The sequence below is a fragment of the Streptomyces sp. NPDC002793 genome, from assembly GCF_040295485.1.
Lineage (GTDB): Bacteria > Actinomycetota > Actinomycetes > Streptomycetales > Streptomycetaceae > Streptomyces.
Window position 1 is genome coordinate 101,410 of sequence record NZ_JBEOVL010000014.1, and the last position, 22,057, is coordinate 123,466.

Genomic DNA, 22,057 nt, shown 5'->3' on the forward strand with positions numbered 1-22,057 from the left:
GTTCGTCATGCCCCGAGCAGCACCAACACGGCTTCCTGCGTCGCTGGTTGCTGCTCGGGGCCCCACCCGGACAGAAGGGACACGCCCCGAATGGTCACCCTGGACCTGCGCCACGTGGCAAGCCCCGCCGTGCGGGACCTGCTCCACCTCGTCAACCACCCCGACTTCGACCGCGTACAGCAGCAGATCGAACACCTCGGCGGCTGCACCGAACCCGTCCGCCTGACCGGCCAGAGCACCACCGTCGACACCACGACCGGCGAGGTGCTGCGCTCCTACACCGCCTCCGACGAGCCCACCGGCAGCCTGCTGACCACGTGCGGCAACCGCCGTTCCTCCCGCTGCCCGGCCTGCTCCCGCCTCTACGCCGCCGACACCTACCACCTCATCCGCGCCGGCCTCTCCGGCGGCAAGACCGTCCCCGACACCGTCCGCACCCACCCCCGCGTCTTCGCCACCCTCACTGCTCCCTCCTTCGGCCCCGTCCACAACCGCCCCACCACCCCCGGCGGCGACATCCGGCCCTGCCGCTGCCGCAAGCTCCACGAACCCACGGACGCCCTGATCGGGACGCCCTTGAATCCGGCGACGTACGACTACGCGGGCGCGGTCCTCTTCAACGCTCACGCTTCCGCCCTGTGGGCCCGCTTCACCACCTACCTGCGCCGGGAGCTCGCCGCCCGGCTCGGCATGACCCAGAAAGCCGCCCACGCGGCCCTGCGGGTCTCCTTCGCCAAGGTCGCCGAGTACCAGCAGCGCGGCCTGGTCCACTTCCACGCCGTGATCCGCCTCGACGGCCCGGACGGCACCAGCCAGCCCCCGCCGCCGTACGCCACCGTCGCCATTCTCACCAACACCGTCCGCGCCGCTGCCTCCCGGGTCCGCGTCATGGTCGAGTCGGATGCGGTCGGGGAACGCGAACTCGCCTGGGGCGAACAGCTCGACGTACGCGAGATCGCCGCCTTCGGCGCTGACGCCGAATTCACCGATCAGGCCGTGGCCGCCTACGTGGCCAAGTACGCCACCAAGTCCGCCGACGCCTCCGGCGCCCTCGACCGCGCCCTGTTCTGCCGCCCCTGCCAGGGACGCGGCGCCACCCTCCTTCCCCACGGAACCCCGCTCCCCTGCACCGCCTGCGACGGCACCGGCCAGGCCCGCCCACTGCCACGGCTCGCAGTCGCCCGCCACGTGCGGCAGATGATCCGCACCTGCTGGGAACTCGGCAGGCTGCCCGAGTTCGCCCACCTCAAGCTCTGGAAGTGGGCACACATGCTCGGCTTCCGAGGCCACTTCTCCACCAAGTCCCGCCGCTACTCCACCACCCTCGGCGCGCTGCGCGCCGCCCGCCGCGCCTGGCGCACCGCACAGGCCCGCGCCCGCACCGGCCTGCCCGAGACCGACCCGGACACCACCCTCGTCGTCGGCCACTGGGCCTACCTCGGCACCGGCTACAGCCCCGGCGCTTCGCTGCTCGCAGCCGCCGTCTGGCACCGCAAAGAACTCGCACGGCAGTTCGCGGCCGAAGGGGGGTGCTGATGACCATGCAGGCACCCGCCACACCCCACCAGGGGCCGAGCACGCCGGGGGAGCTGCTGACGGTTCCGCAGGTCATGGCCCGTCTCCAGCTCGGCCGCTCGGCCGTCTACAACCTGCTCCGCACCCGCCAGCTCGCCTCGATCACCCTCGGCCGCGCCCGCCGCATCCCCGCCCACGCGCTCACCGACTTCATCCGCACCCGCCTTGACCAGGAAGCCGCCTGATGACCACGCCCCGCGACACCCCCGCCTCCCGCCGCGTGCGCGCGAACGGCGACGGCACCGTCTACCAGCGCAAGGACGGCCGCTGGGAGGCTGCCGGATACGTCCTCGCGCCCGGCAACACCCGCCGCCGCGTCCGCGTCTACGGCACCACCCGCAAAGACGCCCTGGCCAAGCTCACGGAGAAGATAGCCGCAAGCAACCGCGGCCTTCCCGTGCCCTCCGCGCAGGGCAGCGTGGCCGCGTACCTGACGTACTGGCTGGAGAACGTCGCCGTCCACCACCTTCGCGAGAACACCCACACCCGCTACACCGCCTGCGTCCACCGGTTCCTCATCCCTGGCCTGGGCAACAAGAAGCTCGCCAAGCTCTCCGCCAAGGACGTCCGCCCCTGGCTCAACCAGCTCCGCACCACCTGCCAGTGCTGCGAGCGTGGTATCGATACGGCCCGTGAGCCCCGTTGCTGTGCCGTCGGGCAGTGTTGTCGCAAGCTGCTCTCCCCACTGACACTCACCTACATCCACTCCGTGCTCAAGTCCGCCCTGGAACACGGCGTCCGCGAGGAGGAGATCCCGCGCAACGTCGCCCGCAACGTCCGCACCGGCACACCCCGGCCCCGACGGTTCGAACCCCTCACCGCCGATGAGGCCCGCCAGGTCCTCACAGCCGCAGGAGGTCACCGGCTGCACGCGCTGTTCGAACTCGCCCTCCACACCGGACTGCGCAAGGGCGAACTCCTCGGCCTGTGCTGGGAAGATCTCGACCTCGACCAGGGCACCGCGGCCATCCGCCGCACCCTTCAGCGGACCGCCGCAGGCGGGCTCACCACGCTGCCCACCAAGACCCGGGCCTCCGAACGCCGTATCGCCCTCCCCACGCGGTGTCTCCAGTCCCTGAAGCTCCACCGCGAGCAGCAGCAGCGCGAACGTGAGGCCGCGGGCACCACGTGGCAGCACAGCGGGCACGTGTTCACCACCGCGCAGGGCAGAGCGATCGATCCGACCAACCTCACCCGCGCCTTCACCACGCTCCTCCGCAAGGCCGGCCTCCGCCGCATCCGCTTCCACGACCTCCGGCACTCCACCGCCACCCTGCTCCTGGAACAGGGAGTCGAACTTGTCGTGATCAAGGAACTTCTCGGCCACGCCCACATCGGCGTCACCGCCACCGTCTACGCCCACGTCAGGCTCCGCCTCCAGCGTGACGCCATCGACGCCCTCGGCACCGCGCTCGGAAGCCCCACGATCACCGAAACAACCAACGGCGATGGCGACGAACCGCCACCCTGCGCCGCCCTCGTCCGCTGACGTTGCCGTCAACTACTGCCGTCATCCCACGCAGAAGCCCCGCCAGGACATACCTGGCGGGGCTTCAAATTTGCGACTGCTACCCAACATGGTTTGCGTCGCCCCGGATGGCGAGGTTGCACCTCGCCCTCCAACCGACGCAGCACCCCAGCGGCAGTTGCCGCACCGCCAGTAGGCATCAAGGGGCAGTCCGGCGGAACCTCTCAGGGCAGACGCAACCGATCCACCTTCAGCACCAACTTCATCTGCTCTGCGAGAGCAAGGTTCGCAGCCCCAGCCCGACGCATAAACCGAGTCGCGGGAAACTCGTCAGCGGGAAACTCCCCAAGGAAATCCACATCGCCCTTGATTTCGGCTAGGGATGCCTCCCCGGCCTCGTCACCCTTCAGGAAGTACCCCCCTTCGGCACCCTGATATTCCGCCAGGAATTCGGCGATCTCCGAGCGGATTTCGGCGATCGAGATCGCCGAGTTCACTGCGGACTCTGGATCTGCCTCAAGGAAGCTTGACATCGCGGACACCGATACGGAGATGGCATCCGCTGCGAAGCCGGCGGCTTCTCCGCCGACATCCTCAAGGCGAGTGATCCAGCACTCTGCCTCCTCTCGGACCCGCGTGAGATCCGACGCCGAGGCCTGCTGGATACCGCGCAGGTCCAGCCACACCGCATCCAGTCCGTTGTTGATCCGGTAAAAGGAGTCTCCCTCTCCTGAATCATGAAGGAACGCCATGGATACCGATCGCACCTTCGTCGCACACAGAGCCGTGACGGCCAGCCGTTGGCGTGGGGTCAACCGTGTGCACTCCACACGGACGACTTCGACGTCTTCGAGAAATCCCATCTCAATTCACCTCACGGAGTCCAAATCGCCTGTGTATCGCTGACCAGGGTCGCACCCTTGCCTTGCAGGAAACCCCGACATGCTGGGCAGAACGGTCTATTCACTGCCAGGCCTGTCGGCGTTAGGTCAAGATGGACTGCTGTCTCCCAGAGCTTGACCTCTGCATGCGGGAAGTTACCTGATGCGTCCACGCCAGTGCGCGATATCCCGAGCTCGTGAGGGAGGAGCTGTGCACGTTGAATCTGAGAGATATTCTTCCGTGCTCCAACGGCCACAACGTCGAGAGATTCCGGTCCACCGCCTACCGCGTGCATGACTCCAGTGGTCGCCCTGTCGTTCGCCTTCCCCGCCGGGATGAGCGCGTGCAGGGTGTCGGCTCGGTCTTGAAGGTTGTCAAGATCGAGAGCGCCGCCGCCGCAATTGTGAACCAGGACCGGCGTGGCCCCCGCCAGCACATAGTACGTGTGGGTGTCACTGACGGTGAGGTTGTGGACCATTTCGCCGGTTGCGGTCCAGCGTTGGATCGCGCTGATCTGGACATGGGTGCCGGCACCGGTGCTGAGCCATTGGCCGGAGTGGAGGTCGGTGGCGTCGATCCAGTCGCCGAGTTCCTCGACCCAGAAGGGGTGGCCGTCGGTCGCGGTGACCGAGGCCGTCTCGTCACCCCGGTCGCCGTCGGTGTCGATGGTGACCTTGACCAGGTGCTTGAGCCCCTCACCCTTGATCTCGGCCGTGACCGTCTCGACCGTCGTCTCCCCGGTCTCCGGGTCGGTGGCCAAGACCTTGTCGCCGGCCTTGACGTCCTCGATGGCCTTCGTCGAGCCGTCGGCCATCACGACCTTCGTCCCGGGAACGAAGCTGTTGCTGGTCGGGCAGGATCCGCCTGGCTTGCCGGAACCGCCGCCACCGCTGCTGCCGCCCTTGCTCCGTGAGGAACCACCGGCAGAGCCACCAGGTTTGCCGGCACCGGCTTTGGCGCCACCCGAGCTCTTGTGGGTGGCCGAAGCCGAGGAGACCTTCGGAGCGGACTTGGCCTGTGCTTGCTTCTGGACCGAGCTGCCCGTCTTCTTCGTCTCGTTGACAGCCTTGTTACTGGTTGTCTGTTTCTTCTCCGCCGCCTTCTTCTTCGCGGCCTGTGCCGCCTTCTTGGCCTTCTCGATCGCCGCCTTCTTCGCCGCGAGCGCCTTCTGCTGCGCGGCCTTCGCCGCGGCGAGAACCGCCTCGGCCTTCTTCTTCGCCTTGTTGAGCGCCTGGATGGCGTTGAACGTGCGGTGAACGGCCTTGACGAGGGAGGGAATCCGAGCGAGCTTGCCCAAGGGAACCGCGCCGATGACCATGTTGATGCAGGACATCACGCTGCCTCCGAAGCAGCCCATGACGTCGCCGCCGCCGATCAGGCCCCACAGTGCGTCCCCGGCGGCCGACAGGATCACAGAGGTGACGGACTTGCCCATGATCGACTGTGCCTGGTCCACCATGGCCTGCGACAATCCCGCCCCGGCCAGAGCCGCCGCCGTCTCCGACGCCGTCAGGGAGACCGCCAGACCCGTCGGGTCGGACAGCGTCACCGGGTTGTTGTGGGCGTAGGCGTACCCGTTGGCCTGCATCGGGTCCGCGAGGTCCAGCACCGGGTCCGCGGACAGGAAGCGCCCCACAGCCGGGTCGTACATACGGGCACCCAGCTGTGTGTAGCCGGAGGCGTCGTCCGGGGTCATGCCCAGGAACGCCGCATGCGTCTGCCGGCCCGCACCGGACGTGGACGCGCCACGCTCGTTGCCGAACGGGTCCTGCTTACGGATCCGCACCGGCATGCCGTCGGTCATCGCGACCTCGGCATACGTGCTGCCCTGATGGTCACCGACCTGCGCGACCAGCGTGCTCGTGCTGCTGTAGCCGTACTGGTAACGCAGCACACTGCCGCCCGGCGCACCGTAACTGCGGTGCGTGGAGACCAGCTTGCCCGCCGCCTGTGTGGTGACCTCGGTCTCCCCCACATGCAGCGTGGCCTGCTTGCCCTGCACGGTCAGCAGACGGCTGCCGTCCGGCCCGTAGACGTAACGGGTCTCGTCCTGCGCCTCCCACTTCTGCGCCGCCGAGGAGGCCGCGCAGGTGGCGAGGACGGTGGACGTGCCGTTGGCGGTCGCACCGTCCTTGACCGCGATGCACAGAGCGGTCTCGACGTGGACCAGTTGGCCTGACGCGTTGCGCTTGATCTTCTGGTTGGCCGAGCCGTCGCACGCGTGGAGCTGGAGGCCGGAGCCCGCCGAGGGCGAGCCGGGCTCGATGCACCACTTCTCGTCGTAGACGGTCATGGTGCCCAGGTCCGGGTCCGACTGACCCGGCGCCTCCTGGAAGGACCACTTCTGCGCGGTCGAACCGTTGCAGGAGTGCAGGTTGACCGGCGTGTTCTCCGCCGCCTTGCCGCCGCTCAGGTCCAGGCACTTGTCGGCGAGGCCGACGTAGGAGGACTTGCCGCCGCCGCCCTCGCCGCTGAGACGTTCCACCTGGCCGTCCCAGGTCCAGCTGAGCTCCTGGGTGTCGCCGTTGCCCAGCGAGGTCACCTGCTTGGTCTCACCCGTGAGCTCGTAGAGCCGCTCCGCCTCCGCGGTGACCTGGGCGCCGGCCGGGGTGGTGTACTTCTTGGTCACCTTGGTCAGGGTGTGCGGCTGGGAGCCGTCCGCCTTGCCGTAGGCGTAGGTCGTCACCGCGTCCTTGGCGGTGGCGCCGGTGAGGTCCTTCTCGGTGAGCTTCTTGCGGTTGCCGAGCAGGTCGTACTCGTACTGCTGCCAGTAACCGGAGTCGTCCGGGCCGGCGGTCACGTTGAGGGCGCCGTCGTCCTTGACCGGGCCGTCGACGCAGTGGTCGAGGTCGGCGGAGGTCCACGCCTCGGTGAGCTGGCCGATCGGGTCGTAGGTGAAGCACTGGCGTTCCTGGATGCCGGTCGAGCGCTCCCGGATGCCGGTGACGTTGCCCGCGTCGTCGTACCAGTACGACCGGTGGGAGGCGAGTTTGCCGGCGACCACCGCGGTGTCGCCGTTCTGCTCGCGGTACACCTGCTGGTCGGTGAGTGCTCCGGAGGCGTCGTCGAAGCTGGAGAAGGACCACACCCGGTGGGGCTGGGCACCCAGCGTGGAGCGCAGCAGCTGGCCGTACGGGGAGTACGCGGCCTCGGAGCCGTACCAGTCCTTGCCGGAGACGGAGAGCGGCAGGCCCTCCTCGTTGTAGCGGACGACCAGCTTCTCGCTGTCGAACGCCCCCGCCGCGGGGATCGTGCCGTCCAGGAGGAGGCCGGTGTCGCTGTAGTTGTACGTGGAGGTGTACGACTTCTGCAGGCCCCAGGTGGTGGCGAGGGCGTCCGGCAGCGACAGCGTGGTGGAGCGGGGCTGGTAGTCGGCGGTGTATCCGCCGACCGACATCGTGTACTCCTGGCCGTCCGTGACCCGTACCGAGCCGGCCGGCAGGCCCTTGCCACCCGGCGCCGTGTCGTACGTGCTCCGGGCGACCACGTCGCCGGCGGAGCCGTCGAGACGCTGTTCCGTGGGCCGGGACAGCTCGTCGTACTTGGTCCAGACGGTGACCCCGCGCGCGTTGGTCGTGGTGAGGGGCCGGTCGCGGTGGTCGTACGTCGTCGTGGTGGTGCCGGCGTCCGGGTCGGTCGCGGAGACCATCCGGCCGCGCTGGTCGTACTTCCAGGTCCAGGTGCGTGCGGAGTCCTGTGCGCTGTACGCCTTCACGAGCTGTCCGAGGTCGTCGAACTCGTACTTCACCGAGGTGTACTCGGTGCGTTCGGCGTCGGTGAAGGTGTCGACCTGGGTGGTGCGGCCCATCGAGTCGGTCCGGACGCGGTAGGAGGCCGCGCCGGAGGGGTTGATGACCGTGGACCAGTCGGCGCCGTACTCGTAGTTGGTCGAACGCGCCTGCATCGCACTGCCGTTCAGGACCGGCAGCTCCTTCAGTACGCGGCCCAGACCGTCGTAGGTGTAGCGGGTCGCGTTCGGCACGGCGGTCTCGGCGAGCGGGGTGAAGAGCTGGCCGCTCGGCTCGCCGGTTGCCAGGTAGGCGTTGTTGGTCTGCCAGACCTCGCCCGAGCTGTTGTACAGGGTGTCGGTGATCAGCCGGCCGCCGCCGGTCGCCTCCTCCTGGGTCTGCCGTTCCCGGCCCAGGCCGTCGTAGACGGTGACGGAGGACTCGACGCGGTTCTCGTGCCCGCGCGTCTTGGTGACCACGTAGGGCGGGAGGCGGTCCGGTTCCTCGGGATCGACCTCGGGGATGTGGTATTCGGCAGCGAAGTCCGGCACGGAGGACGACGACGAGCTGCGGCCCGGGCCCCAGGACTCGACGAGCCGACCCAACGGGTCGAACATGGACTGGGTGACATGGTTGTTGGCGTCGGTGCTCTTCGTGGCGGTGCCACGGCCGGGCTCGATCTCCTGGACGGAGCTGTGTCCGAGGGAGTTCGTCTCGGTGACGCCGAACGTCTGACCGCCCTCCATGCGGTAGGTCGTGGTCGACGACTTGTTGTCCGGGTCGGTGGCCTTCACCACACGGCCGCGGGAGTCGAACTCGACGGTCCCGTCGGACTGGAAGCCTGAGCCGTCGGCCTTCAGCGACCAGGTCCGGGTGACCAGTCCACGGGTGGAGCCGGTCAGTGCGGCGCCGTACTCACCTCCGTCGTAGGCGGTACGGGAGCCGGAGGCGAGCTTCGTGGTCGAGGTGAAGTCTGCCGTGGCGCACGTGGTGGCGGTGCTCAGGGTCTGCTTGGTCAGGCCGATGAGGTTCTTGCCCGTGTGGTGGACGTACTCCAGCGCGGTGCAGGAGACGTCGCCGACGAGGCCCGGGTCGGCCTTGTCCTCGAGGGTCTCGACCCGGACCGGCAGGCCGTACTTCGCCTCGTAGGTGGTCTTCGTCTCCGACGTCCGGACGTCGCCGTCGCCGTCCTTGCTGTAGGCGAGCTGGCGGGGTTCGGTGACCCGCCAGGCCTTCAGCGGGTCCAGCCCGTCGCCCCGTTTACGGGAGGCCAGTTCGGTGGCTTCCGGAACGGTGACTGAGCGGGTCAGCCAGGCGGTGTCGGCGTCGGTGGCCTCGGCGTAGGTGAGCTCCTCGGCTATGCGCCCGGCGAACGGCTCGCGGTCGTACGCGATGTGCGCGCCGGCCGTGTCCTTGACGGACACGCTGTCGCCCATGCCGCGGAAGTACCGTGTGACGGCCTTGGTCCGCTTACTGCCGATCGCCGGGTCGTCGGCGCCCGTGACCACGGCGACCCGGTCGAAGCCCGCGAACTGGGAGTACGTCCGCGTCGACTTCTTCGTGAACTCCTGCTCGGCCATCTTCCAGCCGGCGGTGCCGTAGTCGTACTTCGTGCTGGTCGCGTAGGCGCCGTCGACGTTGGGGAGTTCCTCTATCTCCTGGACCACGTACTTCTGGAACCAGTCGATGTCCTCCTTCTCCGGGTCCGGGTGCCAGAAGGAGGGGTAGCACAGGCGTGTGTTGCTCTTCAGCGCGTCCTTCTCGGACTTGCCCGGCAGGTCCTGGCCGGTGGCGCACTGGCCTTCCGGCTGCTTGTAGGTGACGACGGTCTCGCCGCCGTACTCGCTGATCACACGGCCGATGCGCAACCGGGAGAAGCCCGGGCGCGGGTCCTGGTCCCCCCGCATCACGCGGTTCGGCATGTCGTCCACGTTCGGTTCGAACCGGACCGGGTTCAGCGTCACGCTCGCGTCGGTGGAACCCTTCTGGGCGTAACCGGTGCGGGTGACCGACTCCAGCCACAGGGCGGTGTTCGGACCGGTGCGCAGGACGGGGAAGGACTGCTTGAGCTGGTAGCGGTCCACGACCTGGCGGGCGTCGGTGCCGGTGCGCCGCTGCGCGGACGTCTGGATCGAGTCCAGGCGCTTGGTGGACCAGAAGGACGGCGCCGCGTTCCAGCACATCTTGCCGGACGCGCATCGCAGGTCGGCGGGGGTGTCGTACCAGATGCGGTACTTACCGGGGTCCTTGGAGGTGAAGTTCGCGTCGCTGCACTCCAGGGAGCCTTCGGTGTAGCAGCGCTCGTCGACGGTGAAGAGGACGCGGCCGGGAGCCTCGGCGCCGAAGATGCTGTCCTTGCGCTGGCCGTAGTCGATGTGGGCGAGGTAGCCGTCGCGGTCGTACTTGACCGGGGCCTTCCAGTTGAAGTTCTTCGCGTAGTAGTTGGTGTCCTTCTTCCACCACAGGGACATGGCGTTCTCGTGGACGTCCTCGACGTAGTCGAGGTTCCACCGCCAGGCCTGCCTGCACTCGGAGCCCTTCCAGTCGCCGGCCTTGTAGCAGGGCTCGTCGGCGTGGTTCCCGAACACCGGCACGGTGAGGGCCGAGTTGGTGACGGCGTCGCCCTCGGACCAGCCCGGCAGCTTGTGCATACCGAAGTGGTACTTGGTTCCGTCCGTGGTGGTGACGATCCAGTACTCGCCGTCGGCAGCGCCGTTGGCGCTCTTGGTGTTCTCGGTGTCCTTGACGACCTGGATCGTGGAGCCGTCGCCGTTGGCCGTGAACCACTGCTTCTGGTCCGCGTCCCAGACGAGCTCCGTCGTGGCCCCGCCCAGCGTCAGCGTGGCGTTGTCCGAACCCCAACACATGTCACCCGTCTTGTGGGTGGCGTTGTTGGCGCCCGCCTTCTTGGCGTCCTCACGACAGGAGGCGTAGGTACGGGTGATGGAGCCGGCGTTGTAGTCCCAGCCGTCGCCGATCCAGGAGGCCTGGTTGTTCGTGGACGAGGTCCGGCCGTCCACCGACTGGGACGAGTAGGACAGTCCCACCTTCGGGGTCAGGCCGCCGGGCGCCTCGGGCACCTGGACCTGGTAGCCGTAGGTGAACGCACCGGAGGACGAACCGGACGCCCAGGCGCCGGACGACTGCAGCGGGGTGGCGGTGAAGTCGCCTGCCGCCGACGCTCCGGTGTCCAGCACGCCGACCGCACGGGAGCCGGGCCCGTCCGCCGCGGACGCCCGTGCTTGACCGGACGCCTCGGAGCCGGCATCCACGCCCAGGAGTTCGGAGACGGGGATGCCCGCGGAGACCACGCGACGGGTCCCCGTGGACCCGCCCTCGGCGGCACGCGCCTTGGCGGTGGTCTTCGGGTGGACCACTTCGATCTCGCTGGCCAGCGGCTGCATCGCCGCCGCCGCGCCCTCCGTCGGCTCCTCGGCCGACGGCTCGGGGGCGCACTCGCCCTCGGTCGGCGCGTCGATGACGCAGTTGGGCAGCAGGACGACGCCGAACCGGTCGGCTGCCTGCGGTCCGTACAGGTCGGCGAACGAGGTGTAGTCGACCCCGACGGTGACCTCGGCCGCAGGGTCGGCGGTGGCGGGCGGGGTGATCTCCATCAGCAGCCCGTCGACGTCGGCGGTCTGTGAGTCCGCCGGCGCCTTCAGGTCGACGGTCCACTTGCCGGCCAGCGCGGCCGGGTCGCCGTCCTCGGGCACTCCGAGGGAGACCGTCGGCACGTTGTCGACCGGGACCGACTTCCCCGGCTGCACCTCCGTCAGGTCGGCCGTGCCCACGCCCGGTGTCCACGCCTCCACGGCCACGGGGGCGTAGGGGGTGGTCGGCACCTCGGGCGCGGTCGTCAGACGCGTCTCGGCGCTGTCGTCCTGCTCGGTCCGCTCGCTCTCCGGCAGATCGGGGAGCTCGACCGCCATCTCCTCGCGCGGCTTCGGCGGGATGGCCGCGGCCTCCAGCGACAGGCTGCTCCAGGTGAGCGCCGACGCCAACGAGACGACCACCGTCATGCGGAGTTGGCGGCGTCTCTGCCGACTCCTACCGGCCGAGGCCGGCCGGCCGAGCCCCCACCAGGACCCCGGACCTGCTGCACGCATGCGTCGACTCCCACCTTGCGCAAAGAACAGCGGAACTGTGAATTGCCGCGCAGCACGCTCGACTTGAGCGCACGCGCCGGGAATCTTGCGACACGCAGAGGGAATGATCAAGGAACACAGAGTGACCGGCGGGCGCGAGAAGTGATCTTCACCACGGGATGAACGGGAACCGTTTCCACCAGACGGTCAGGAGCGGGAGTTTCACACAATCTCCTTAATGTCAGAGCTTTTCTCCCCAATCAAGCATCCATGGTCCAAGGTTTGGCCTTCTCGCCTCATTACGCTGCGCTTCGATCACGGATCGATAAATTTCTTTACCTAGGCAGTTGCCGCGAGCACATGCGATCGTGCGGGCGCATGTGTCCGCGGCCGGTGGAGCGCGGACCAGACCTCTGTCGACCCCCCGCCCATCCGTTCGGTCCCCCTCGGAGAAGCTCAGTGACCGTGCCACGCCTGCTCAGACCGTTCGTGCGTAGCCGCGCACGGCTGTCCGTCACCCTCGGCCTGCTCGTGGCCGCGCTCACCGCATCCCTGCTGCCGTGGTTCATCGGCTGGCCGGGCGACGAGAACGCCGCGTCGCAGGCCCAGGGGGGCAGCACGAAGGCGTCACCGGCCGGTGATCACCCCCGTACCCACGAGGAGGCCGCAGCCGCGGCCCGCCGCACCGGCAAGAAGGTCCTCGTCGAGGAGGCCACCACCGCCACCACGCTCACCTGGGCGCTGCCCGACGGGAAAATGCGCCAGCGGATCCATGCCACCCCGCAGCGGGCGAAGAACGCCGACGGCGAGTGGGCGGAGATCGACACGGAGCTGCGCCGTACCAAGGACGGCATCGTCCCGGTGAACGCCGTGGTTCCGGTCCGTTTCTCGGCCGGCAGCCGCAAGGAACGAGCCGACCGTGACGCCCCCCGGTCCACGCCGACGGCCGAGGACAGCGTGCTGGCCGAGGTCGAGCTGAGCGGCCACACCGTGGCCTACACCTGGCCCGGCACTCTGCCCGAGCCGGTGCTCGACGGCGCCCGGGCGCTGTACGAGGAGGTCTTCGAGGGCGTGGACCTGCTGTTGGTCGCCCGTGAGGAAGGCGGCTTCGCACAACTGCTGATCGTCAAGACGCCCGAGGCGGCACAGAACGAGGCCCTGGAGACGCTGACCTTCGGACTGCGTTCCGCGACAGCCGAGTTCGAGCATGACCCCACCACCGACACGGTCCGCGTGTTCGACTCGAAGAAGGGCCGGGAGATCGGTTCCGTGCCGACCCCGTTCGCCTGGGACTCCTCCGGCAAGGACCCCGACCTGGAGCCGGGCACCGAGGCCCGCACCTCGGTGGGAAGCGCTGAGGAGGTGCTGGGGCTTTCGGGTCTGACCGGCGTCGAGCCGGGCGCGCGGAGCAGCCCGTTGGAGACCAGCCTGACCGAGGAGGAAGGCGGCGTCCGCCTCAGCCTGGACATGGGCGCCACCGGCCTCCTGAAGAGAGACGACGCCCGCTACCCGCTGTTCATCGATCCGTCGATCCAGCGCGGTTGGACGGCCTGGACGGTCGCGTACAAGCCGTACCCGAACAGCAGCTTCTACAACGGCACCAACTTCAGCTCCGGCACATCCGATGCCCGCGTCGGTTACGAGAGCGAGACCAGAGGCACGGCCCGGTCTTTCTGGCGGATGGGCTTCTCCAGCAGTCTGAAGGGCGCCACCATCACCTCGGCGAGCTTCAAGGTGCTGAACAACCACTCCTGGTCGTGCGATGCCCGCCAGTTCCACCTGTACCGCACCGGGGCGATCTCGTCGGGCACCACCTGGAAGAAGCAGCCGAGCTGGTCATCGCTGCTGCAGACGAAGTCGTTCGCCCACGGCTACAACAGCACCTGCTCCGACGAGTACGTACTGTGGAACGTGAAGTCCGGTGCCCAGTACGCGGCCAACGCCGGCGCGTCGACGCTCACCCTGGGAATGCAGGCCGACGCCGAGGGCGATTCCTACACCTGGCGCAAGTTCCGCGCCACATCGGCCGAGCTCGATGTGGACTACAACCGCAAGCCGAACGAGCCCACCGCGGGCACCACCACCCCTGGCGGCGCCTGCCTGGCCGCGCCGTCCAGCCGGCCCGTCGCCAAGACGAACATCGTGCTCTCCGCGACGGCGACCGACCCGGACAAGAACCTCTCCAAGCTGCGCTTCCGCTGGTGGAAGTCGGGCTCCGCCACACCCGCGGGCACGCTGGTCACCCCCAACAGCGGCGGCAAGGCCACGCTGACCATTCCCTCCAGCAGCCTCGCCGACAAGACCACCTACCGGTGGGACGTCCGCGCGGAGGACAGCGAGGAAGCGGTCTCCTACTACTTCCCACCCGGTGACGAGCCCTGCCAGTTCACCGTCGACGCCTCCGCACCTCCGCGCCCCGACGTGACCAGCGTGGACTTCCCGGAGGCCACCTCGGACGGGCTGACCTGGTCCGAGAAGAAGTTCGGCGCGACCGGCGCCTTCACCTTCAGCTCCCCCGGCGCCACCAAGTTCGCCTACACGCTCGTCGGCGCCGGTTACACCGAGAAGGCCGCCACCCTCACCACGGACGAGTCGGGCAACGCCGTCGGCGTACTCTCCCTCACCCTGGCCCCTCCCAGCGCCGGGCCCAACAGCATGCGGGTCTACGCCTACGACTCGGTCGGCAACAAGTCGAAGGAGTACACCGACTACCTCTTCTACGTGCCGCCGCGCGACACCGCGGACGCTCCAGGAGACCTCGGCGGCGACGGACGCGCCGACCTGCTCACCATCAACGCGAGCGGCAACCTCCGCTCCTACTCCGGCCTGCCCGACGGCGAGCTCTACGTCTCCCTCACCGCCGGATACACCTCCGACGGGAAGCTGAACCCCACCGGCCACTGGTACGACCCGACCACCGGCAAGGCCGCGTTGATCACCCACCATGCCGACAGCTACCCCGGTGACGGTGTCACGGACCTCTTCGCCCGCACCCCCGACGGCGGGTTCTGGCTGTACCCGGGCGACGGCTACGGCAGCTTCGACGTCGGCAAGCGCCTGGAGATCCGCCTGCCCGCGGGCGCCCCGGACCCGGCGAGCTGGGTCCAGGTCAAGGCCGTCGGTGACGTCACCGGCGACCAGCGGCCCGAGGTGTTCGTGCGCGCCGGCGACGCCTACTGGGCGCTGGTCGGCTACACCGGCGGCACCTTCCAGGAGGCGATCCGGATGAACCCCGACGCGTGGGCGATACGCGACATCGTCAACGTCGCCGACATCGACCTCGACGGCACCCCCGACCTCCTCTGGAGGAACACCTCCAACGGCAACATGTACATCAGGCACGGCAAGCCCGGCACGGTCTCCGGCAGCGTGGACCTGGCCTCACTGAGGACGGCGGCGGCCTCACGGGAGGGCGTCGACACCCCGTACGGGAACTCGTGGACCGCCGCCGCCATCGACCACGCCATCGGCATCCCGGACGTCAACAACGACCGCATCCCCGACATATGGGCGCGCTTCACCGTCGACGGATCGATGAAGGTCTACCACCCGTCCAAGACCAACACCAACGGACCCGCCAAGACCGTGATCTCCGAGGGCTGGGGCGACATCAGGTCCTTCGGCTGACACCTCGGACCGACCGAGCCGGGGGCCCGGGGCCGCGCTACGAGCGCACCCTGGGCCCCCGGCTCGTCGCGTACCGGATGGGGCATTCCCGGATCTCCGGGGCCGGACGATCACAGCGGCGTACGTACGCCCGCCATCCGGCGGCGTGAGCGCACCGCGGCCGTTGTCAGCCGACGTCGTGAATGCGGTGCTCCCGCAGGTCAGGAGCGTGCTGGGCGACAGTGCGGTAGTCGGCGTCGTCATGGAGGACGGCCAGCCCGTGATGGGCTGCGGTGGCAGCGATGATCAGATGCACCGCCGTGGCGCTCCGGTGCTGTCCGGCACGGGCCATCCGCTGTTGCACCGCCCCGATCCAGCGTCCCGCGTTCTTCGGCACGGAGACGTCGGGATACAGGTCTGTGAACATCTCCACGATCTCGTCGTACTCGGCCCCGGTCCGGGCGCCGAAGAGAAACTCGGCGCGCTGGGCGTAACAGGAACCGATCGCGCCGGCACAGATGGTGTCGTACCAGGCGGTCTGCAGCGTGGTGTCACTGAGCATCCGGACAAGCCCGGACGTGTCGAGCAGGTAGATCACCGATGGTCCTTCTCCGCACGGTGGCGGTGCTCGGCATCCTCCACAGCACCCCAGCGCTGGGCCCGCTCGAAATGCCGGCTGATGCGCGCCGCACGGTCCTGCTGGTCCGTGTAGTACCGGAGCGCCAGATTGACGGCTTCCTTCTTGGTCCTGACCTTGGACAGCGCCATGGTGCGTTCCAGCGCGTCATCGTCTATGTCGATCTGGGTGACGGACATCCGGCGCCCCCTTCACACAATGTTGGTCATGTACAAAGAAATCTAGGCTACCCACATTCCGGCCGCTGCCCGCGAAGCCCCACGTGACCGACCCCACCCCCCACTCCGTTAAAACTCCCGCAACAATGAATACGTGATCACCTCACCCGCACGGCCCCCCCGCCGCACCGAGCACGCGCCGACGCCCTACGTCGACCTGACCCGGGCCGAGTGGAGCGCCCTGCGTGACAAGACCCCGCTGCCGCTGACCGCCGAGGAGGTCGAGAAGCTGCGCGGCCTCGGTGACGTCATCGACCTCGACGAGGTCCGGGACGTCTACCTGCCGCTCTCCCGGCTGCTCAACCTCTACGTCCAGGCCACCTCCGGCCTGCGCGGCGCCCTGAACACCTTCCTGGGGGACGCGGGCAACGGGCACGGCGAGCAGCGCGGTACCCCGTTCGTCATAGGGGTCGCCGGAAGCGTCGCCGTCGGCAAGTCCACCAGTGCCCGCATCCTGCAGGCGCTGCTGGCGCGCTGGCCGGAGCACCCCCGGGTGGAGCTGGTGACGACCGACGGCTTCCTGCTGCCGATGAAGGAGCTGGAGTCGCGGGGCCTGATGTCGCGCAAGGGGTTCCCCGAGTCGTACGACCGGCGGGCGCTGACCCGGTTCGTCGCCGACATCAAGGCCGGCAAGGACGAGGTGACGGCCCCCGTCTACTCGCACCTGATCTACGACATCGTGCCGGGCGAGCGGCTGACCGTGCGCCGCCCCGACATCCTGATCGTCGAGGGGCTGAACGTGCTGCAGCCCGCGCTGCCCGGCAAGGACGGCCGGACCAGGGTCGGTCTCGCGGACTACTTCGACTTCAGCGTGTACGTCGACGCGCGCGCCGAGGACATCGAGACCTGGTACCTGAACCGTTTCCGCAGGCTGCGCGAGACCGCGTTCCAGAACCCGTCCTCGTACTTCCGCAAGTACACCCAGGTCTCCGAGGAGGAGGCGCTGGACTACGCCCGCACCATGTGGCGGACCATCAACAAGCCCAATCTCCTGGAGAACGTGGCGCCGACGCGCGGCCGTGCCACTCTGGTGCTGCGCAAAGGGCCGGACCACAAGGTCCAGCGCCTTTCGCTGCGCAAGCTCTGACTCGTCCTGAAAGGGTGCACCGTGCTGCATCTGCGCCTCCTCGTGCCCGCCGACCGCACCGACGAGGTGCTCGGGCTGATCGACCGGACCGTGGGCACCGCCCATGTCGCGGTGCTCTCCGGTGCCGCTCGGAATCCGGCGGGCGATGTGGTGCTGTGCGACGTCGCGCGGGAGGCCGGTGACGAGCTCATCGGCGGGCTGCGGAAGCTGGAGATCGACGACTGCGGCTCCATCACCGTCGAGAACATGGACCTCACCCTGTCCAGGAGCGCCGACGAGGCCGAGCGTGCGGCGCCGGGCGAGGGCTCGGACGCGGTGCTCTGGGAAGAGCTGAGCGAGGTGACCCACGAGGAGTCGACGTTCAGCGTCACCTATGTGGCGTTCCTCGCCCTCGCGACGATGCTGGCCGCGTGCGGTGTGATGCTGGACAACGCGGTCCTGATCGTGGGCGCGATGGCGGTGGGCCCGGAGTTCGGCCCGCTGGCCGGGATCTCCACGGCTGTGGTGCAGCGCGCGCCCCGGCTGGTGGCCCGGTCGCTGTGGGCGCTGGTCGGCGGCTTCGTGGTGGCGATGGTGCTCACCGCCGGCTTCGCCTGGCTGATGGACGCCTTCGGGCTGTTCTCCGAGGACATGGTCAAGGCGGACAGGCCCAACACCGGGTTCATCTGGCACCCGGACTGGATGTCCTTCGTGGTCGCGCTCCTCGCGGGCGTCGCGGGGACGCTCTCGCTGACGTCGGCGAAGTCCGGGGCGCTGATCGGCGTGGCCATCTCGGTGACCACGGTGCCCGCGGCCGCCAACGCCGCCGTCGCCTTCAGCTACCAGGACCTCCAGCAGACCTGGGGGTCCTCGGGGCAGCTGCTGGCCAACCTGGCGGGCATCGTCCTCGCCGGCACGGTGACGCTGCTGGTCCAGAAGGCGCTGTGGAGCAGGAAGCGCGGCACGGCCCCCGCCCGGGGGTGAGGGACCGGCAGTGTCGCGGGCCCGGAGACTGCCGGACACCGCACAGGCGGCGCCGGCCCCGCCGATGACACGATGCCGACCATGGACGACGCCCCCTACGTGATCTGCCGCCCCCTCAGACGACGCGCCCTCTGGTGCCTCGTCGTGCTCGGGGCAGCCGCGGCCGTGGCAACAGCCGTACGCGCGGTGTACCGGGGCACCCTCCTCGACGTATGGGTGGCCGGGGGCCTGCTGCTCGCGCTGCTGGGCCTCGTCTTCCTGTACGCGGCCACCGTCCAGGTGATCGCGGACACCGACGGCCTGCGCTCCCGCACGCTGCTGCGCCGCCGGAACATGCCGTGGAGCGACATCGCCGACCTGCGCGTCCACCTCCAGTCCGGGCGTAACCAGGACATCCACCGCGTCGGCGTGCTGCTGCGCGACGGGCGTACCCCCCGGCTGCCCCTGCCGCTCAGCGGATCCTCCGCCGACCGGCCGGAGTTCGACGCGCAGTTGGACGCGCTCCGTGCTCTGCACCGCCGCCACGGGGCTCCGGACTCCGACCACGTGCCCGTCCTCTCGCAGCGCACCGCCGGGCGCGGCTCGGCCGTGGCGAAGCTCCTCTGCGTGCTGCTGTTGGCGGGCGCGGGCCTGGCCGCGTGGTTCGTGCCGGTCACCGCGTCGCAGAAACAGGCCTGGATGTCGGCGGTCCCCTGCACCGCCGGCACGCCCGCCGCGGAGCGTGGTGAGTGCCTGAGCACCCAGGGCGCGGTGATCGAGCGGACGGAGGTCGGCCAGGGGAAGCAGAGCAGTTGGCTGTACTTCGCCGATGACCGGCCGCTGAACCGGCTCACCGTCTCGCGGGAGGGTGCCCGCGGATTCCACCCCGGTGACGAGGTCGAACTGACCGTCTGGCGCGGCGAGGTGAGGGTGGTCACCGCCGAACACCACGCCTGGCGCGAGCACTTCGCCGGCGCCGGAGACGTGGCCGTCATCGCGGCCGGGTGTGCCCTCGCCGCGGGGTACCCCGGTGCCCGGGTGCTGCTGCGCCGTCGCGGGCGCGGGCTGCCGGACGACGAGGTCCTGCCCTCGGCCCTGCCGTTCGCGGGTGCGCTCTTCGGTACGGCCGTGTGGCTGCTGCCCCTCTGCTACCTCCACCCCACGGACCCGCTCGGCTCCGCCGTGCCCCTCGCGTGGGCGGCCTCGGGCACGGTGGCCACCCTGGGCATGTTCGCCTGGGCCTGGCACGCCACCCGCATCCGCACACCTGAGGACGCCGGAGAAGCCGGAGACGCCGGACCCTTCGAGGAGGAGACGGAGAGGTTCCTGGCCGCCCGCTTCCTGGAGCACACCGACTACAACCCGCACGACTTCGGCACCCACATCGTCCTGGGCGGCGGCGGTCCGCCCGCGGTGACACCCCACGCCGGCCCGGGCCGGTTCGCGGCGAGGCGGATCCCGGTGGAGCGGCTCACCGTCACGCGGATACGGCGTGCCAGGGGCGGCGACGGCGAGACCGTCCACCGGAGCTGGCACATCGCCGAACTCGACGACGCGGGCGAGCCGGTCCGCCTCACCGCCGCCCCGGCCGACCTGACCCGCATCATCCGGGCACTGGAGCACGCACACCGCGCGCCGTCTCCGGACGCGGAACGGCCCCGGCCGTGAAGCCGGGGCCGTTCGTCCGATCGACGGCGTGTCAGCCGAGCGCGGACTTCACCACGTCGGCGAGCTGCCCGGCCACGGCGCGGGCCTGCTCCAGGTCGGCGGCCTCGACCATGACCCGTACGAGCGGCTCGGTGCCCGACTTGCGCAGGAGTACGCGCCCGGTGTCGCCCAGCTCACGCTCGGCCTGGGACACCGCGGCGGCGACCTCGGGCGAGGTGTCCACGCGGGACTTGTCGACGTCCGGCACGTTGATGAGGACCTGCGGGAGGCGCTGCATCACACCCGCCAGGTCGGCGAGCGTACGTCCGGTGGCCGCGACCCGGGCCGCCAGCATCAGGCCGGTCAGGGTGCCGTCGCCCGTCGTGGCGTGGTCCAGGACGATGACGTGGCCGGACTGCTCGCCGCCCAGCGCGAAGCCCTCGGCCTTCATCGACTCCAGGACGTAACGGTCGCCGACCCCGGTCTGGACGAGCTGGATGCCCTCGCGCTCCATCGCCATCTTGAAGCCGAGGTTCGACATGACCGTGCCGACGACGGTGTCCTTGCGGAGCTGGCCGGCCTCGCGCATGGCGAGGGCGAGCACGGCCAGGATCTGGTCGCCGTCGACCTCCTCGCCGTTCCCGTCCACGGCCAGGCAGCGGTCGGCGTCGCCGTCGTGCGCGATGCCGAGGTCGGCCCCGTGCTCGACGACGGCGGCCCGCAGCAGGCCCAGGTGGGTGGAGCCGCAGCCGTCGTTGATGTTGAGGCCGTCCGGCTCGGCGCCGATCGTGATGACCTCGGCACCGGCGCGGGCGAACGCCTCGGGAGAGACCCGGGCGGCGGCGCCGTGCGCCTCGTCGAGGACGACCTTCAGACCGTCGAGCCGGTTCGGGAGGACACCGATGAGGTGTGCGACGTAGCGGTCGAAGCCCTCCGCGTAGTCGGTGACGCGGCCCACGCCCGCGCCGGTCGGACGGGCCCACGGCTCACCGGTGCGGTGCTGTTCGTAGACCGTCTCGATGCGGTCCTCCAGCTCGTCGGCGAGCTTGTGACCGCCACGGGCGAAGAACTTGATGCCGTTGTCCGGCATGGCGTTGTGGCTGGCCGAGAGCATGACACCGATGTCCGCGCCGAGCGCTCCGGTGAGGTACGCCACGGCGGGCGTGGGCAGCACGCCGACGCGCAGGACGTCCACACCGGCGCTGGCCAGGCCGGCCACGACGGCGGCCTCCAGGAACTCTCCGGACGCACGCGGATCGCGGCCCACCAGGGCGGTCGCCCGATGCCCTTCGAAGGTGCCCGCCTCGGCGAGTACGTGCGCCGCCGCGACCGAGAGTCCGAGCGCGAGCTCGGCTGTCAGATCCGCGTTGGCGACACCGCGCACGCCGTCCGTGCCGAAGAGTCGTCCCACTGGTGTCCTCCGAAGTGCTCCGAAACCACAAACCAAAGCAAGCAAAACAGGGCAAAGCAAGGCAAGACACGATGAAGAGGGTGCGCCCCGGGCCGCCAGCCCTATAAACATGCAAACGTCTTAAGCCGTTATACGCCCGCGAGTACCGATAGACGAACGCCCCAGCAGCACAGGTGTGCCGCCGGGGCGAACGTGTGGAGCGGACGAGCAGGCGATTTAGCGCTTGCTGTACTGCGGGGCCTTACGGGCCTTCTTGAGACCGGCCTTCTTGCGCTCGACCGCACGGTCGTCGCGGGAGAGGAAGCCGGCCTTCTTCAGCGTGGCGCGGTTGTTGTCCACGTCCGCCTCGTTCAGCGCGCGGGCCACGCCGAGGCGCAGGGCGCCGGCCTGACCGGAGACGCCGCCACCCGAGATGCGGGCGATGACGTCGTAGCGGCCGTCGAGCTCGAGCACCTTGAAGGGCTCGTTGACTTCCTGCTGGTGCACCTTGTTGGGGAAGTAGTCCTCAAGGGTGCGACCGTTGATCTTCCACTTGCCGGTGCCCGGAACGATCCGGACGCGGGCGATGGCGTTCTTGCGACGGCCAAGGCCGGCCGCGGGCTGCGGGTCGCCGAAGCGGCCGGCGAGCGACTCGGAGGTGTACTCACCCTCGACGGGGACCTCCGACTCGAAGGTGGTCACCTCGGCGAAGGTCTCTTCGCCCTCGGTGCCCTCGACGGGCGTCTCAACAGTGGTCTCGGCCACGATTCTCCTCAGATCTTTCTGTACGTC

At 69.4% G+C, this 22,057-nt stretch carries 13 protein-coding genes; 7 read left to right on the forward strand and 6 right to left on the reverse strand.

Translation table 11 applies throughout. From position 1 onward, the window contains the following. Positions 1–90 precede the first annotated feature (90 nt). Genes ABT001_RS16310 through ABT001_RS16320 form a run of 3 tightly spaced genes read left to right on the forward strand, consistent with a single transcriptional unit; the run spans position 91 to position 3,064 of the window. Positions 91–1,536, forward strand: a complete 1,446-nt coding sequence (locus ABT001_RS16310) for a replication initiator (RefSeq protein ID WP_351277426.1) — start codon at positions 91–93, stop codon at positions 1,534–1,536. Continuing rightward, complete coding sequence (locus tag ABT001_RS16315) at positions 1,536–1,760, forward strand: helix-turn-helix domain-containing protein (protein ID WP_351277429.1); 225 nt, start codon at positions 1,536–1,538, stop codon at positions 1,758–1,760. Before ABT001_RS16310 ends, ABT001_RS16315 begins: the two co-directional genes overlap by 1 nt. Then, on the forward strand, positions 1,760–3,064 hold the full coding sequence (locus ABT001_RS16320; RefSeq protein ID WP_351277431.1) for a tyrosine-type recombinase/integrase: 1,305 nt from the start codon (positions 1,760–1,762) through the stop codon (positions 3,062–3,064). The genes ABT001_RS16315 and ABT001_RS16320 overlap by 1 nt, the downstream gene beginning before the upstream one ends. Before the next feature lie 203 nt (positions 3,065–3,267). On the opposite strand, the gene ABT001_RS16325 is transcribed toward ABT001_RS16320, so the two are convergent. Both ABT001_RS16325 and ABT001_RS16330 read right to left on the reverse strand, forming a co-directional pair. Next, positions 3,268–3,906, reverse strand: a complete 639-nt coding sequence (locus tag ABT001_RS16325) for a hypothetical protein (RefSeq protein ID WP_351277434.1) — start codon at positions 3,904–3,906, stop codon at positions 3,268–3,270. 11 nt (positions 3,907–3,917) lie between these two features. Beyond that, entirely contained in the window at positions 3,918–11,672 is a 7,755-nt protein-coding gene (locus ABT001_RS16330; protein ID WP_351277436.1) for a polymorphic toxin-type HINT domain-containing protein, read from the reverse strand. A 525-nt stretch (positions 11,673–12,197) separates the two neighbouring features. Here ABT001_RS16330 and ABT001_RS16335 point away from each other — a divergent pair. Then, positions 12,198–15,365, forward strand: a complete 3,168-nt coding sequence (locus ABT001_RS16335) for an FG-GAP-like repeat-containing protein (protein WP_351277438.1) — start codon at positions 12,198–12,200, stop codon at positions 15,363–15,365. A 166-nt stretch (positions 15,366–15,531) separates the two neighbouring features. Here the strand turns inward: ABT001_RS16335 and ABT001_RS16340 are convergent, their stop codons facing one another. Both ABT001_RS16340 and ABT001_RS16345 read right to left on the reverse strand, forming a co-directional pair. Then, complete coding sequence (locus ABT001_RS16340; protein ID WP_351277441.1) at positions 15,532–15,942, reverse strand: PIN domain-containing protein; 411 nt, start codon at positions 15,940–15,942, stop codon at positions 15,532–15,534. Further along, complete coding sequence (locus tag ABT001_RS16345) at positions 15,939–16,160, reverse strand: type II toxin-antitoxin system VapB family antitoxin (protein ID WP_351277443.1); 222 nt, start codon at positions 16,158–16,160, stop codon at positions 15,939–15,941. The genes ABT001_RS16340 and ABT001_RS16345 overlap by 4 nt, the downstream gene beginning before the upstream one ends. A 133-nt stretch (positions 16,161–16,293) precedes the next feature. Between ABT001_RS16345 and coaA the strand changes: the two genes are divergently transcribed. The 3 genes from coaA to ABT001_RS16360 all read left to right on the forward strand — a co-directional run bounded on the left by coaA (position 16,294) and on the right by ABT001_RS16360 (position 19,896). Beyond that, positions 16,294–17,286, forward strand: a complete 993-nt coding sequence (gene coaA, locus ABT001_RS16350; protein WP_351277446.1) for a type I pantothenate kinase — start codon at positions 16,294–16,296, stop codon at positions 17,284–17,286. Between the two features lie 21 nt (positions 17,287–17,307). Further along, positions 17,308–18,249 (forward strand): DUF389 domain-containing protein, encoded by a 942-nt coding sequence (locus ABT001_RS16355; protein WP_351277449.1) that lies wholly within the window; start codon positions 17,308–17,310, stop codon positions 18,247–18,249. A gap of 81 nt (positions 18,250–18,330) precedes the next feature. Beyond that, complete coding sequence (locus ABT001_RS16360) at positions 18,331–19,896, forward strand: PH domain-containing protein (RefSeq protein WP_351277451.1); 1,566 nt, start codon at positions 18,331–18,333, stop codon at positions 19,894–19,896. 31 nt (positions 19,897–19,927) lie between these two features. Here the strand turns inward: ABT001_RS16360 and glmM are convergent, their stop codons facing one another. After that, complete coding sequence (glmM, locus tag ABT001_RS16365; RefSeq protein ID WP_351277454.1) at positions 19,928–21,286, reverse strand: phosphoglucosamine mutase; 1,359 nt, start codon at positions 21,284–21,286, stop codon at positions 19,928–19,930. Positions 21,287–21,502: 216 nt separating this feature from the next. Next, the gene (rpsI, locus tag ABT001_RS16370) at positions 21,503–22,030 is read right to left on the reverse strand and encodes a 30S ribosomal protein S9 (RefSeq protein WP_014154572.1); all 528 of its coding nucleotides are present in this window, start codon (positions 22,028–22,030) and stop codon (positions 21,503–21,505) included. Positions 22,031–22,057: the final 27 nt, after the last annotated feature.